At 72.0% G+C, this 15,156-nt stretch carries 11 protein-coding genes; 3 read left to right on the top strand and 8 right to left on the bottom strand.

Translation table 11 applies throughout. From position 1 onward, the window contains the following. Positions 1 to 4: 4 nt before the first annotated feature. The 4 genes from HS041_RS23985 to HS041_RS23970 form a co-directional block, all read right to left on the bottom strand. Positions 5 to 1,126, bottom strand: coding sequence for a sugar ABC transporter substrate-binding protein (locus HS041_RS23985; RefSeq protein WP_196443054.1), 1,122 nt, complete (start codon positions 1,124 to 1,126; stop codon positions 5 to 7). A 204-nt stretch (positions 1,127 to 1,330) separates the two neighbouring features. Beyond that, entirely contained in the window at positions 1,331 to 2,056 is a 726-nt protein-coding gene (locus HS041_RS23980; RefSeq protein ID WP_196443053.1) for a sulfite exporter TauE/SafE family protein, read from the bottom strand. A gap of 254 nt (positions 2,057 to 2,310) precedes the next feature. Next, positions 2,311 to 5,055 (bottom strand): aconitate hydratase AcnA, encoded by a 2,745-nt coding sequence (gene acnA / locus HS041_RS23975; RefSeq protein WP_196443052.1) that lies wholly within the window; start codon positions 5,053 to 5,055, stop codon positions 2,311 to 2,313. 190 nt (positions 5,056 to 5,245) lie between these two features. Continuing rightward, positions 5,246 to 5,971 carry a metal-dependent hydrolase gene (locus HS041_RS23970; RefSeq protein ID WP_230879573.1) on the bottom strand — a complete coding sequence of 242 codons (726 nt, stop codon included), beginning with the start codon at positions 5,969 to 5,971 and terminating at the stop codon, positions 5,246 to 5,248. A 586-nt stretch (positions 5,972 to 6,557) separates the two neighbouring features. Here HS041_RS23970 and HS041_RS23965 point away from each other — a divergent pair. Together HS041_RS23965 and HS041_RS23960 are read left to right on the top strand one after the other, a co-directional pair. Continuing rightward, positions 6,558 to 7,349, top strand: a complete 792-nt coding sequence (locus tag HS041_RS23965) for a PadR family transcriptional regulator (protein WP_196443050.1) — start codon at positions 6,558 to 6,560, stop codon at positions 7,347 to 7,349. Between the two features lie 72 nt (positions 7,350 to 7,421). Next, positions 7,422 to 7,883: a DUF1707 SHOCT-like domain-containing protein gene (locus tag HS041_RS23960; protein WP_196443049.1), complete on the top strand. Its 462-nt coding sequence runs from the start codon at positions 7,422 to 7,424 to the stop codon at positions 7,881 to 7,883. Between the two features lie 63 nt (positions 7,884 to 7,946). On the opposite strand, the gene mug is transcribed toward HS041_RS23960, so the two are convergent. From mug to HS041_RS23940, 4 genes are all read right to left on the bottom strand, one after another. Further along, positions 7,947 to 8,498, bottom strand: coding sequence for a G/U mismatch-specific DNA glycosylase (gene mug / locus HS041_RS23955; protein WP_230879572.1), 552 nt, complete (start codon positions 8,496 to 8,498; stop codon positions 7,947 to 7,949). Between the two features lie 196 nt (positions 8,499 to 8,694). Beyond that, positions 8,695 to 11,388: a polynucleotide kinase-phosphatase gene (locus HS041_RS23950; protein ID WP_196443047.1), complete on the bottom strand. Its 2,694-nt coding sequence runs from the start codon at positions 11,386 to 11,388 to the stop codon at positions 8,695 to 8,697. Continuing rightward, positions 11,385 to 12,905: a 3' terminal RNA ribose 2'-O-methyltransferase Hen1 gene (locus tag HS041_RS23945; RefSeq protein WP_196443046.1), complete on the bottom strand. Its 1,521-nt coding sequence runs from the start codon at positions 12,903 to 12,905 to the stop codon at positions 11,385 to 11,387. The genes HS041_RS23950 and HS041_RS23945 overlap by 4 nt, the downstream gene beginning before the upstream one ends. A gap of 91 nt (positions 12,906 to 12,996) precedes the next feature. Continuing rightward, entirely contained in the window at positions 12,997 to 13,920 is a 924-nt protein-coding gene (locus HS041_RS23940; RefSeq protein WP_196443045.1) for an LLM class F420-dependent oxidoreductase, read from the bottom strand. A 148-nt stretch (positions 13,921 to 14,068) separates the two neighbouring features. On the opposite strand from HS041_RS23940, the gene HS041_RS23935 reads away from it, so the two are divergent. Continuing rightward, complete coding sequence (locus HS041_RS23935) at positions 14,069 to 15,136, top strand: glycoside hydrolase family 18 protein (RefSeq protein ID WP_196443044.1); 1,068 nt, start codon at positions 14,069 to 14,071, stop codon at positions 15,134 to 15,136. Positions 15,137 to 15,156 lie beyond the last annotated feature (20 nt).

The following is a 15,156-nucleotide window of genomic DNA, read 5'->3' as shown; positions in this document are numbered from 1 at the left end:
CGCGTTACTGGATTCCGGCCTCGGTGCACTTGGCGGCGAAGTCGCCGGTGCACAGCTCTTCCTTGGTCACGAACCCGTCGGCGACGACGTCCTTGACGTTGTCGAAGAAGATCGCCTGCGGGTCGAGCAGGACGGCGGGCACGTCGGCGCCGCTCTCGGTGTCCTTGACCGTGCCGGTCGCCGCGGGCTTCTCACCCTTGGCCAGCCCGATGGCGAGCGCGGCCGCCGCGTCGGCCTCCTTCTTGATCGCCTTGTAGACCGTCATGCACTGGTCGCCGGCGAGGATGTTCTGCAGGCCCTGCACGGTGGCGTCCTGGCCGGTGACCGGGACCTTGCCGTTGAGGTTGTTCTTCTTCAGCACCGTGATGGCGGCGTTGCCGAGACCGTCGTTGGCGGCCAGCACGCCGGCGATCTTCGGCTGCTCGGTGAGCATCTGCTCGAAGATCGTGCCCGCCTGGGCGTTGTCCCAGTCCGGAACCGACTGGTCCGGGCCCTTGACGTACTCGCCCGAGTCGTACTTGGCCTTGAGCACGGCGTCGTAGCCGTTCTTGAACAGCGTGGCGTTGTTGTCGGTCGGCGAGCCGTTGAGCTCGGCCACGATCGGCTTGTCGGCCTTCTTTTCGGTGAGGCACTTCACCAGGCCCTCGCCCTGCAGGGTGCCGACCTTGGTGTTGTCGAAGCTCACGTAGTAGGAGGCGCCGCCGTTCAGGGTGAGGCGGTCGTAGTCGATGGTGGCCACGCCCTGGGCCTTGGCCTTGTCGAGCACGGCCTTGCCGGTGCCGCTGTCCAGGTTGACGATCATCAGGACGGTCGCCCCGTTGGTGATCATCTGGTCGGCGATGGTCTGGAACTGGTTCTTGTCACCCTGGGCGTTCTGGATGTCGTAGGCCACGCCCGCGGTCTTGAACGCCTCCTCCAGGTACTTGCGGTCCGCGGTCTCCCAGCGGGCGGAGGACTTGCTGTCCGGCAGGATGACACCGACCTTCCCGGCGGCGGGCTGGCTCGCCGCGCCGGAGGGAGCGGCGCTGGTCTGGGCATTGGTGTCGCCGCCCTCGCCCCCGCAGGCGGTGAGACCGAGGGTCATCGCCGCAGCGGCGGCGGTCAGGCTGAGGATCCCCTTGCGCATGGTGCACGGGTCCTTTCTTCGAGAACTTCGAGAAGTGGGGGGTCTGGAAGTGCGGCATGCCGAATTCACCGGTACGGCCCGCCGGGTCGCGGCTCGCCGTTCCGCTGAATGTTGTTTGCGGCAACGTATTCCGCGCTGGCCAGGAACGCCAGACCCTCTTCGGGTAAAGTTTGTTGTGGGCGGTAACAATCCAGAAACGCGGCCTTAACCGACGGTGCTGCGGGTGATCAGCACGAGGGCGGAAAGCGCGGCCACCACGAGGATCCCGGCCCTGACGCGCCCGCCGTCGAGATAGCGGCGCAGCGGCCCCGAGACCAGGAACCCCGCGATCAGGCAGGGGATCAGCGTCGCCCCGAACGTCACCGCCCGCGCCGGCAGCCGGTCCAGGAAGGCGAGGACGGCCAGCGACTGCGCGGCGCTGAGAAAGAAGAACATCGCGAGAGTGGCCCTGATCTGCGGACCCTTGGCGTCCTGGTAGACCAGGGCCATCGGCGGCCCGCCGATCCCGGTCGCGGTGCCGGTGATCCCCGAGACGAATCCCGCTCCGACCAGGGTCGCCGGATTGCGCGGTACGGCCGCCGCCCGCGCGGTGAGCGCCACCGCCGCCAGCACCATCACGCCCACCAGGACGCCCAGCGCCCGCGTGGAGACGTACAGGACCACCATGCCGCCGAGGAAGGTGCCCGGCAGCCTGCCCAGCAGCGCGGCGCCGAGCCCTCTCCAGTCGACCCTGCGCCACTCGGCCAGGAGGGTGAACAGCGGCAGGATGACGTTCACGACCTGGATGGCGCCCGGCATGACCGAGGGAACCAGCATGGTGATCACGGGCGCCGCGACCAGCCCCAGCCCGAATCCGACCGCCCCCTGGACGACCGCGCCCGCGAAGACCGACACACCGGCCAGGACAAGTACGAAGACCTCGTCGCTCATGGAGGAGACCGTAGTCACGGCGCCGCGGCGGGCCGGGTGCCGGGCCCCGGACGCGCGATCCGGGGTGGGCGGGGCGGGGCCAGGGACGTCCGGCCGCCGGGACGAGGCCGTCCGCCCGGCCGGTTCCGGATCGTCCCTTGAACGACGGAGCCGCCCGGCGGGATCGTCTCCCGCCGGGCGGCTCCGTACCGGGGTCTCCCCCGGTGCGGGAGGCGGCCCCTCGAGGACCGCCTCCCCTTCTTCCGGCTTCCGGCTCAGCCCTTGGCGAGCAGGGAGCGCAGGACGTACTGCATGATGCCGCCGTGGCGGTAGTAGTCGGCCTCGCCCGGCGTGTCGATGCGCACGACCGCCTGGAACTCCTTCTCGCCGGCCTTCACGGTCACGGTCCGCGGGATGCCGCCCTTGTTGAGCTCCTCGACACCGGTGATGTCGAAGGTCTCCTCGCCGGTCAGGCCCAGCGAGGCGGCGCTCTCGCCCTCGGGGAACTGCAGCGGGAGCACGCCCATGCCGATCAGGTTGGAGCGGTGGATGCGCTCGTAGGACTCCGCGATGACGGCGCGGACGCCGAGCAGCGCGGTGCCCTTGGCCGCCCAGTCACGCGAGGAGCCGGAGCCGTACTCCTTGCCGGCCAGGACGACGAGCGGGATGCCCGCGGCCTGGTAGTTGGCGGAGGCGTCGTAGATGAAGCTCTGCGGGGCGCCGTCCTGGGTGAAGTCGCGGGTGTAACCGCCCTCCACCCCGTCGAGCAGGAGGTTCTTCAGCCGGATGTTGGCGAAGGTGCCGCGGATCATCACCTCGTGGTTGCCGCGGCGGGAGCCGTAGGAGTTGAAGTCCTTGACCTCGACGCCGTTGGCGCGCAGGTACTCGGCGGCGGGGGTGCCCGGCTTGATGGAGCCGGCCGGGGAGATGTGGTCGGTGGTGACCGAGTCGCCGAGCTTGGCCAGCACGCGGGCGCCGGAGATGTCGGTGACGGGCTCCGGCTGGGCGGGCATGCCCTCGAAGTAGGGGGCCTTGCGGACGTAGGTCGAGGACGGGTCCCACTCGAAGGTGTTGCCGGTCGGGATCGGCAGCGACTGCCAGGTCTCGTCGCCCTTGAACACGTCGGCGTAGTCGCGCAGGAACATCTCCTGGTCGATCGAGGAGTTGACGACCTCGGAGACCTCCTCCGGCGAGGGCCAGATGTCCTTGAGGAAGACCGGCTTCCCGTCGGAGCCGGTGCCGAGCGGCTCGGTGTCCAGGTCGAGGTCCATGGTGCCGGCGAGGGCGTAGGCGACCACCAGCGGCGGCGAGGCCAGGTAGTTCATCTTGACGTCGGGGTTGATCCGGCCCTCGAAGTTGCGGTTGCCGGACAGCACCGCGGTGACCGCGAGGTCGTTCGCCTGGATGGCGGCCGAGATCTCCTCGTCCAGCGGGCCGGAGTTGCCGATGCAGGTGGTGCAGCCGTAGCCGACCAGGTTGAAGCCGATCTTGTCGAGGTAGGGCTGCAGGCCCGAGCGCTCGAAGTAGCCGGTGACGACCTGGGAGCCGGGGGCCAGCGAGGTCTTGACCCACGGCTTGCGGGTCAGGCCCTTCTCCACCGCGTTCCTGGCCAGCAGGGCGGCGCCCATCATGACGTACGGGTTGGAGGTGTTGGTGCAGCTGGTGATGGCCGCGATGGTCACCACGCCGTGGTCGATCTCGAAGCTCGTGCCGTCGGCCAGCGTGACCGGGACCGGCTTGTGCGGCCGGGCGCCGCCGGCGTTGGAGTTGGAGGCCGGGGCGTCGGAGGCCGGGAAGCTCTCCTCGCTGGCCTCGTCCACGCCGTCGCCGTCGATGTCGGCGACGTAGTTGCGCACGTCGTGGCGCCAGGTCTCCTTGGCCGACGAGAGCGCGATGCGGTCCTGCGGGCGCTTGGGACCGGCGATCGACGGGACCACGGTGGCCAGGTCCAGCTCGATGTACTCGGAGAAGACCGGCTCGGGAGCCGACGGGTCCAGCCAGAGGCCCTGCGCCTTGGCGTAGGCCTCGGTCAGCGCGACCTGCTCGTCGGAACGGCCGGTGAGCCTGAGGTAGGTGATCGTCTCGTCGTCGATCGGGAAGATCGCGCAGGTCGAGCCGAACTCGGGGCTCATGTTGCCGATGGTGGCGCGGTTGGCCAGCGGCACGCTGGAGACGCCCTCACCGTAGAACTCGACGAACTTGCCGACGACGCCGTGCTTGCGCAGCATCTCGGTGATGGTGAGCACCAGGTCGGTGGCGGTGGCCCCGGCCGGGAGCTTGCCGGTCAGCTTGAAGCCGACCACGCGCGGGATCAGCATGGAGATCGGCTGGCCGAGCATCGCGGCCTCGGCCTCGATGCCGCCGACGCCCCAGCCCAGCACGCCGATGCCGTTCTCCATCGTGGTGTGGGAGTCGGTGCCGACGCAGGTGTCGGGGTAGGCCTTGCCGTCGCGGATCATCACCACGCGGGCGAGGTGCTCGATGTTGACCTGGTGCACGATGCCGGTGCCCGGCGGGACGACCTTGAACTCGTCGAAGGCGGTCTGCCCCCAGCGCAGGAACTGGTAGCGCTCGCGGTTGCGCTCGTACTCCCGCTCGACGTTGCGCCGGAAGGAGTCCTGCCCGCCGAAGAAGTCGACGATGACCGAGTGGTCGATGACCATCTCGGCCGGGGCGAGCGGGTTGATCCTGGCCGGGTCGCCGCCGAGGTCGCGGACGGCCTCGCGCATGGTGGCCAGGTCCACGACGCAGGGCACGCCGGTGAAGTCCTGCATGATCACGCGGGCCGGGGTGAACTGGATCTCCACGCTCGGCGCGGCCGACGGGTCCCACTGGCCCAGTGCGCGGATGTGGTCGGCGGTGATGTTCGCGCCGTCCTCGGTGCGCAGCAGGTTCTCCAGCAGGATCTTCAGGCTGTACGGGAGGCGTCCCGACCCCTCGACGGCGTCCAGCCGGTAGATCTCGTAAGCCGCGTCACCGACGCGGAGCGTGTCACGGCTGCCGAAGCTGTTCGCGGACACGATTCGCCTCCCTCATCACCATGTCGTCTGGTGCGCCTCGTCCAGAGGCGCAACTGAATCCTGCCGCACCGCGAGAGTGCCCATGTCAGTTAGGTATGCCTAACCGGCAGCTCCCCGCAGGTTGCAGCGGTTGTCTCGATATCAAGATATCCCTGTAGATATCTCGACATCAAGTTACTGTCCAGTATGCTCAGACCGGCACGAGGCGCCAGTACAGCAATCCCAGAACGACGACGGAAAGTACCGGCGCGAGAAACTTCTGCTCGAAGGCGCGGCCCGTCTTGATGCCGATCTTCCACGGGAGCAGCCAGCGCTGTCTCATCGGCCACAGGACCGGGCAGCCCTTCTCCGTGCAGCAGTCCCCCACCACGTGCGCCAGGCACCCGATGGCGACGGCCAGCCCCAGCCAGGCGTAGCCCACGCCGTCGGAGCGGAACACCGCGAACAGCCCCGCCGTCATGGCGACGTTCACCATCGCCGAGGCGAACTTCTTGCCCGGGATCCCGATCCCGATCGCCCGCAGGGCCAGGCCGATCAGCAGCACGACCAGGATGTCCCGGCCGATCGGCTGGCTGGCGGCCAGATAGTGTGCGCCGAACCCGGCCGCGACCGCGAACAGCAGCGAGTGGGTGGCGTTGCGGTGCCCGCCGGCCAGCCAGTTGACCCCCTTGCTCAGCGCCCAGGTGACCGGGCCGAAGGTCTGCGCGATGGTCGCGCTGGGGTGGTCCAGGTCCGGCAGCATCGCGGCCCCGGCGCAGACCAGCGCCCCGGCGACGAACTCGGCCGGGCTCAGCGCGTTCACCATGACACCGGTCTCGACGAAGCGGGACGACTCGGTCAGCAGCGGCAGCGCGGCGAGCGCCGGCGCCACCCCGAGCCAGGCGATCGCCCCCGTCAGCGCGTGCGTGTGCCCCATCAACGCTCAAACACCACCATCACGATCACAGTGATCGACTGTACGGCAAAGCCGTTCCCCGCAGCAGACAGCACCATTGTGCATCCCCGGAGGGCCGGGGCGGCGGAACCGGATCGAGGGCGGGACCCGGGACTCCGGGCGGAAGACGCGGGCGTCGGGTCACGGGCGTCGGGTCACGGGCGTCGGGTCACGGGCGGGGAACCGGGACCGCCGCGGGACCGCTCAGGCGGTGCGGGGAGTTCCTCCAGCTGGGGCCTGAAACCGAAAAATCCTCCGCATCCAGGCGGATACGGAGGAGAAACGACAGACGGGACCGTTCCGCGCCGAAAGCACCCCCCAGCCCTTCCGGCACGGAACGAATCCCGTCTATGTCATTTGTAACGCCTAGGTCTCGGTGCTTGTTCCGAAAACCGGCGAGAATTCAGTGATCTATCTCACTTATTTTTTTCAGTCATCAGAATCTTACTCAGGGTGACAAGTTCCGGCGGACGCGACGGAAGGTCAAGGGCTTGTCATTAGAACAGTGTCGATATATCTTTGAAGGGTCGAGAACGATCGGAACCGATCGTCAATACAGGAGGACGACATGACTTCCGCACACACGATGGGCGGCCCGTGGCCGGGGACGGACCCGCACGAGATCCGCCGCGAGATGAAGCGCGCCGCCAGGGAGGCCTGGCGCGCCATGGCTGCGGGCTGGCACCAGGACGGCCGTCACGGCCACCACCCGGGGCCGCCGGGCCACCACGGGCACGCCCCGCACGAGGGCGGCCCGCACGACCGCCGGCACCGCGGCCCCCGGGGAGGCGGCCCCTTCGGCGGCGGCCCCTTCGGCGGCGGCTTCCCGTGGGACTGGGCACGCGGCCCCTGGGCCGGCCCGGGCCGGGGCGGCGGGCGCCCGCCGTTCGGCCGGGGACGCAAGGCGAAACGGGGCGACGTCCGCGCCGCGATCCTGGCCCTGCTCTCCGAGGAGCCGCGCAACGGCTACCAGATCATCCAGGAGATCGCCGAGCGCAGCCAGGGCGGCTGGAAACCGAGCCCCGGCGCGGTCTACCCGGCGCTCCAGCAGCTCACCGACGAGGGCCTGGTGCTGTCGCAGGAGAGCGACGGCCGAAAGACCTTCCGGCTCACCGAGGCGGGACAGGCCTACGTCACCGAACACCCCGACGAGGTGCGCGCTCCGTGGGAGGAGATGACTCCCGACGTCGACGAGGGCACCTGGGAACTGGTCGACCTGGCCCGCCAGTCCGGGTTCGCCATGCTCCAGATCCTGCAGACCGGCAGCGAGGCGCAGATCCGCCAGGCCAGGCAGCAACTGGTCGAGACGCGCCGCAAGCTCTACCAGATCCTCGCCGAGGGCGACCCCGGCGAGGAGTAGGCGGCCCCGGCCGGGCTCGTAACCGGCCGGGCCCCGACTCTTCCGTGACGACTCATGAGACGAGGAGCAGGAATGACCCCTCGGGACGACCTCCGCATCGGCGACGCGGAGCGCGACGCGGTGATGACCGCCCTGCGCGAGCACTACGCCCAGGGCCGGCTGACCCACGAGGAGCTCGACGAGCGCCTCGGCCTCACCCTGTCCGCCCGCACCGGGCGCGACCTGGCCCTGGCCCAGGAGAACCTCCCGGACCTGTACGGCCCGCCCGGGGAGCCGGCCCCGTGGAAGGGTCCCCGCACCGGACCGGCCGCCTGGCAGCGGCACGCGGCCCGGCACGGCGCCTGGCACCCGATGGCCCGCCGGGGCGGGCCCCCGGTGGCGCCCCTGCTGCTCGTGCTGCTGGTCGCCGGGGTGGCCGTCGCCGGGTTCGGGGTGCTGAAGCTCGTCTTCCTCGCCTGGCTGCTGGCGATCCTGTTCCGGGTGCTCCGCCACCGCAGCCATGCCCGGCGGGCCGGCCGTCCGGGCGCACCCTGACGCCCCTCCCCGCGGCGGCCGGGACGGGTCGGGACGACCCCGCCGTACCGGGTCACGGGGGCTTCAGAGCGGAGGGCGTCCCAGCGACTCCCGGAGCCGCCGCAGCTCCCCCGCGATCCGCTCCAGCGTCCAGTGGGCGTTCAGGCCGCTGGGGTTGGGCAGCACCCAGACCGCCACCTCGCCGATCCGCTCCTCCTGCGGCCCGACGGCCGCCTTCGGCCGCCCGAACGCGCTCCGGTAGGCGGTCACCCCGGCCACCGCCAGCACCCGGGGCCGGACCTCGGCGACCAGCCGCGCCAGCCGCAGCCCGCCCTGGCGGAACTCCTCGGCCGACAGCTCGGCGGCCTGCGCGGTGGCGCGGGGCACCACGTTGGTGATGCCCAGCCCGAAGGAGGGCAACAGGTCCTGCTCGGCCGGCGACAGCAGGCGGGGCGTGAAGCCGGAGCGGTGCAGGGCGGGCCAGAAGCGGTTGCCCGGCCGGGCGAAATGGTGCCCGGTGGCGGCGGAGTACAGACCCGGGTTGATCCCGCAGAACAGCACGTCCAGGGAGGGACCCAGGACGTCGTCGATGGTCAGGTCCTTGGCGGCCTCAAGCTCGGCTCTCGTCGGCGGCATGGACATCTCACTCCCCAGCCGGGCGGTTCTCACTCGTCCCGGACCCATCTTCCGGGCCGCGCCAGTACTCCTCCATCTCTATGTCCTCGGGGCCTGCGTGTTCCCGGCCGCCGAGCTCCCCGATCGTCCCTCCGGCGAATTGCGCCACCCCCCATGAGAAGCAGCACCGTGACCGCCCGGACCCCTTGACCCGCCCTCAGAGGCGGGGGTCCACCGGCTCGGACTCCAGGGCGAGGACGGCGAAGACCGCCTCGTGCACCCGCCAGAGCGGCTCGCCGTCGGCCAGCCGGGACAGCGCCTCCAGCCCGAGCGCGTGCTCGCGCAGCGCCAGGGAGCGCTTGCGGCCGAGGAAGCGGTTGCGCAGCACGTCCAGGCTCTCGGTGTAGTCGGGGCCGTAGATGATCCGCAGGTACTCCCGCCCGCGCACCTTGATCCCCGGCTGCACCCGGCCCGGGCGCGCCTCCACCGGCCCCGGCGTCTCCGGCCCGCCGCCCGGCCCGCTCCCCGGTACGCCCTCTCCGGTACGGCCCGGCGGCGCGGCGGGACCGGAGGGCACGGCGACCGGCTTGACGACCATACCCTCGCCGCCCTCGGCGGTCAGCGTCTCCCACCACGTGGTCGCCGCCTGCCTGGACTCCTCCGAGTCCAGGTCCACGTAGACGTGGCGGGTGGGTGCGATCAGCGGGTCGTCCAGCCGGGAGAGCATCTCCAGGTGCCAGGAGTGCGGCTCGGTCGCGGCGGTCGCCCGCCCCTCGCACGCCAGGATCTGGAACGGCGCCAGGCGCAGGCCGTCCAGGCCGGAGACCGGCCAGCAGTAACGCGCATAGGCGTCCCTGAACCGGGCAGCGTTGTCCATGCGGCGTCGGGTGCGGTCCAGCAGACCGCCCACATCCAGGCCGCGCCCGGCCGCCGCCTCCAGGACCGCGAGCGCCTCCGGCAGCGCGGTGCGGGCCGCGGCGCCCACCGAGGCGTACTGGTTGCGGATCAGCCCCTCCGCCTTGGCCGACCAGGGCAGCAGCTCGCAGTCGAGCACCAGCCAGTCCGAGCCCAGCTCGTCCATGAGCGGCGCGCACGCCCGCCGGAGCCGGTCGACCAGCCCGCCGACGACCGCCGCGTCGTCGAAGAACGGCCGCCCGGTGCGGGTGTAGACCGCGCCCGCGCTCCCGTCCTCGACGCCGAACCGCGCCGCCGCGGTCTCGGGGGTCCTGGCCAGTACGGCCACCGCCCGCGAGCCCATGTGCTTCTCCTCGCACACCACCCGGCCCACACCGGCCGCCGCGAACTCGGCGAACGCCTCGGCCGGGTGCTCCAGGTAGCCGTCCAGCCGGGAGGTCTCCGGCGGGGCCATGGTCGGCGGCAGGTAGACCAGCCAGCGCGGGTCCACCGCGAACCGGCTCATGATCTCCAGCGCGGCGGCGGCGTTCTCCTCCCTGACCTTGATCCGGCCGCCGCCGTGGCGCACCTCGATGTGCTTGGTGCCCCGCACGTCGTCGATGGACAGGGCCCCGGGGTCCCGGTGGCCGGGCGCGGTGAACGGCCTGGCAGGCTCGTACCAGACCTTCTCGGCGGGCACCGAGACGATCTCCCTGCTCGGGTAGCGCAGCGCGGTCAGCCGCCCGCCGAAGACCACGCCGGTGTCGAGGCAGATCGTGTTGTTGATCCACTCGGGCTCGGGGACCGGCGTGTGCCCGTAGACGACCATGGCCCGGCCGCGGTACTCGCGCGCCCAGGGGTAGCGGACCGGCAGGCCGTACTCGTCGGTCTCGCCGGTGGTGTCTCCGTACAGCGCGAAGGAGCGCACCCGGCCGGAGGCGCGGCCGTGGTAGGCCTCCTTGAGCCCGGCGTGCGCGACGACGAGCTTGCCGCCGTCGAGCTGGTAGTGGCTGATCAGCCCGTCCATGAACGCCAGCGCGGCGGCGCGGAACTCCTCCGGCTCGGCGGCGAGCTGGTCGAGCGACTCCTGCAGGCCGTGGGCGACGCGCACCTTGCGGCCGTTCAGGGAGCGGGCGAGCTTCTGCTCGTGGTTGCCCGACACGCACAGCGCGGTCCCGGCCGCGACCATGCCCATGACCAGCCGGAGCACGCCCGGCGTGTCAGGACCGCGGTCCACCAGGTCCCCGACGAAGATCGCGGTGCGGCCCTCCGGGTGGCTCGCGCCGGTGCCGCCGGGCTCGATCTCCCAGCCCAGCGTGCGCAGCAGCGTCTCCAGCTCGGCCCGGCAGCCGTGCACGTCACCGATGATGTCGAACGGCCCGGTCAGCTCGCGCCGGTCGGTCCACGCCTTCTCGGTGCGAACTGCGGCGGCCTCGATCTCCTCCACCCCGCGCAGCACGTGGACCCGGCGGAAGCCGTCCCGGGAGATCTTCCCCAGGGAGCGCCGCAGGTCCTTGCGCTGGCGCCGTACGACCTGCGGACCGAAGTCCCGGTCGGGCCTGACCTCGTTGCGCGCGATCGCGACCTCCTCGGGGACGTCGAGGACGATCGCGTCGGCCAGCACGTTCTCCGACTTGGCCAGGTCGATCAGCTGCTTGCGCGCCTCCCACTGGACGTTGGTGGCGTCCACGACGGTGAGCAGGCCCCGCCGCAGCCGGGTGCGCACGATGTAGTGGAGCACGTCGAAGGCGTCCGGCGTGGCCGCCTGGTCGTTCTCGTCGTCGGCGACCAGACCCCGGCAGAAGTCCGAGGAGATCACCTGGGTCGGCGCGAAGTGCCTGCGCGCGAAGGTCGACTTCCCGCTGCCGGACACCCCGACGAGCACGACCAGCGACATCGCCGGCACGGTGATCTCGGTGGCGGCCGGCGCGGCGGTCCCGGTCGCGGCGTCTCCCGCCTCCGGAGCGGCCTGGGCCACGTCGTTCCCTCCGTCCTCGGGCACGGCGGTCTCGGTCATCGGGTCCCTCCCAGGGTGAAGACGGCCATCTGCGTGGGCGGGCCCAGCTCGGGGTCGTCGTCCCCGACGGGGCGGAAGGCGACGGTGTAGCGGTACTCGTCGCAGACCTTCGCCGCCCAGGCCGCGAACTCGGCCCTGGTCCACTCGAACCGGTGGTCGGGGTGGCGCATGCCCGTCAGGAACTCGTAGCGGACGTTGTACTCGGCGTTGGGCGTGGTGACGACGACGTGCCCGGGGCGGGCGGCGCCGAAGACCACCCGCTCCAGCGCCGGGAGGCGGGGGAGGTCGACGTGCTCGACGACCTCCATGAGGACGGCGGCGTCGTATCCGGCGAACCGCTCGTCGGTGTAGGTCAGGGCTCCCTGGAACAGCTCCAGCCGCTCCCGCTGCCGGTCGGGCATGCGGTCGAGCCCGAGCTTCCTGGCGGCGACGGCCAGGGCGTGGGCCGACACGTCCGCGCCCGCGACCCTGGTGAAGGCCGGGTCGGCCAGCAGCGCCCCGACGAGCTGCCCGGTCCCGCAGCCCAGGTCGATGACCGTGTGCGTCCCCAGCTCCCGGAGCACGGCGGCCACCGCCTCCCGCCGCAGCGTGTTCAACGGCCGCTTCTCCGCGGCGTCCCGCGCGGCCGCGGCGAGCGGCTCCCCGGGCTCGGGCGGCACGGCACCGCCTCCAGCCGGATCGAGGGGGGTCGCCGGATCGGGCGCGAGAACGGTGAGGTCCTCTTCCCCCGGCGCCGCCGGCTCCTCCTCGACGGGCGGCTCCAGATCCTCCTCCACGTCGTCGCCGAGTTCGGCCAGGCGGGCGAAGGCCGTACGGGCCAGGGTCCAGCGGCGGCCGAGGTAACGGCGGGTGATCAGGCCCCTCTCGGGGTGGGCGGCCAGCCACGACTCGCCCGCGCGGATGAGCTTGTCCACCTCGTCCGGGGCGATCCAGTAGTGCTTGGCGTCGTCCAGGACGGGCAGCAGCACGTAGAGCTGGTTGAGCGCGTCGGCCAGCCGGACCTCGCCGCGCAGCGAGAGACGCACGTAACGGGAGTCGCCCCACTCGGGGAACCCCTCGTCCAGCGGTACGGCCCGCGCCTCGACCTCCCAGCCCAGCGGCTCGAAGAACCGGTGCGCCAGCTCGGGACCGCCCCGGCAGGGCAGCGCGGGGAGCGTGATCTCCAGGGGGATCGGCCCGGCCGCGAGCTCGGGACGGCTCGCGCAGCGGCCCGCGCGGGCCGTGCGGAAGACGTCCGCCAGCGCCCCGGCCAGCAGCGACGAGGCCGCGTACGGCCGGTCGTTGACGTACTGCCCCAGGGCGTAGTCGGGCGTGGACCTGCCGCGCGAGCGCACCAGGCGGACCGGGTCGACGTCGAGCATCAGCGCCGCCGTGCAGCGCTCCTCCCCCGCCTCCGGGTAGAAGACGCGGGCGGTGCCGTACGACTGGCCGAACTCCTGGACCCGGTCCGGATGCTTGTGCAGCAGGAAGCCGAGATCGGTTGCGGGCCGCAGGGTCGTGGAGATGGTGAGTAACACCCCGAAAGTATGCCTTAGGCAGACATATGCGACCAGCGATTATCGGACCCGCGTACGGCGGCCGGGGGTCGGGCCCCCGGCCGCTCCCGCACTACACGTGCGGCAGGACCTCGGCGGCGATGAGTTCCAGGTGCTCCAGGTCGCCCAGGTCCATCACCTGCAGGTAGATCCGCTCGGCGCCCAGCTCGGCGAATTGCCCGATCTTCTCCGCCACCTCGGCGGGGGTTCCCGCCAGCCCGCCGGCGCGCAGCGCGGCCGGGTCCTGCCCGATCGCCTCGGCCCGGCGCGCGATCTCCGCGTCGTCGGCGCCGACGCAGACGGTCTGCGCGGCGGAGAGCACGATCGAGGGCCGGCCCTGTTCCTCGCACGCCTCCCGGACCCGGCCGAAGGCCTGAGCCGTGTCCTCGATGGTGCGGAACGGCACGTTGTACTCGTCGGCGAAACGCGCGGCCAGCCGGGGGGTCCGCCGGGCGCCGAACCCGCCGATGATGATCGGCGGCTTGGGGCTCTGCGCGGGTTTGGGCAGCGCCGGCGAGTCGGCGAGCCGGTAGTGGGAGCCCTCGAAGGAGAAGGTCTTGCCTGTGGGCGTGGTCCAGAGCCCGGTGAGGATCTCCAGTTGCTCCTCGAAGCGGGCGAAGCGCTCGCTGACCGGTGGGAACGGAATCCCGTACGCGATGTGCTCGGCGTCGAACCAGCCCGCGCCCAGACCGAGCTCGGCCCGGCCGCCGCTCATCTGGTCGACCTGGGCCACGCTGATCGCCAGCGCACCGGGCAGCCGGAAGGTGGCGGGCGTGACCAGCGTCCCCAGCCTGATCGTGGAGGTCTCCCTCGCCAGACCCGCCAGGGTCACCCAGGCGTCGGTCGAGCCGGGCCCGGGGTCGCCCGGCCCGATGCGCATGTAGTGGTCGGAGCGGAAGAAGGCGTCGAACCCCAGCCGCTCCGCGGTCCGCGCGACCGCCAGCAGCTCGTCGTAGGTACCGCCCTGCTGCGGTTCGGTGAAGATCCTCAACTTCATGGCCCTATTATCCGGGCACTCCGGACGGCGTCCGCAGAAAGCTCGCGGTACGGCACGGCCGCTTGCTAACGTTCGAACCTCCGGTGCTTTCGGTAGCGGGCCGGACACCTAAAGCGATTAGCCGGCGTCGTGGGGAGGGTGGAGACACATGGCGACAGGCCGCCCCGCCGCCCGTCACGCCCGCGAGCCGGGCACCCCGCCGCGTCCCCTCATCGCGCTCGCCGCCGTCACGCTCGCCGCCACGACCGGGGCCGCCGTCTGGCTGCTGCCCGCCGAGACCGACGAGTGGGCCGGGCCCGCCCGGGCCGCACGCCTCGAGGCCGCGACCGCCTCCCCCATGGCCCGGCCCGCCGCCGAGCACGTCCCCGCACCCGACGGCGGCGTCACCGGCGGCCCGTCGGGCTTCATGACGTTCCTCGACGCGGTCCACACCCCGCTCTTCGACCTGCCTGAGAGCACCGCCCGGCACGGTGGCGCACGCTGGTTCGCCGTGGGCCACCTCACCGCCGGGCGGGACGACTGCGCCCTGCGGTGGGGCGGGCGGCGGGACCAGGCCGGCGACGCGGTCCCCGGCCGGCTGGACCGCCTGCGCGAGGCCGGCGGCGCCGCCGGCCTCGTCTTCGGCGGCCCGGCCGGCCGGGAGCTCGCCGACGCCTGCACCGTCCCCGACGCCCTGGCCGCCGCCTACCGGAAAGCCGCGAGCGATTTCGGCGCCGCCTACCTCGACTTCGAGGTCCAGGACTCGGGCGACCACGAGACCGTCCTGCGTCGCGCGGAGGCGATCACGGCCCTGCAGGAAGAGGCCCGGGAGAACGGCCGCCCCCTCACCGTGGGCTTCACCCTCCCGGCGACCGAGACGGGCCTGGCCCCGCGGGACCGGATGATGCTCCGGACCACCCGGGAGGCGGGCGTACGGATCTCCGTCGTCAACCTCCTCGTCCCGATCCGGCACTTGCCCGCCGGTCAGAGCCACCTGCGTCCCGTCGCCTCGGCCGTCCGCGCCGCCCAGCCCCAGATAGCCGAGGCGCTGGGCGAGCCCACGACGCCGGGCCGGGTCGCCCTGACCTCCGTCCTGACCGACCCGGAGAGCCTCTCCCCCGCCGACGCGCGGAAGATCGTCGCTTTCGCCGCCCGCAACCACCTGGCCTGGCTCTCCACCCGAGGCGCCACCCCGGCTCCCGAGGTCGTCCGGCTGCTGTCGGCGCCTCCCCTCTAGCGTCCCCCCGGACGCGCGGG

Source organism: Planomonospora sp. ID67723 (genome assembly GCF_015711605.1).
In the GTDB taxonomy this organism is placed as follows: Bacteria; Actinomycetota; Actinomycetes; order Streptosporangiales; family Streptosporangiaceae; genus Planomonospora_A.
Note: the sequence above shows the minus strand (reverse complement) of the source record. Positions and strands in the feature narration are given on the sequence as shown.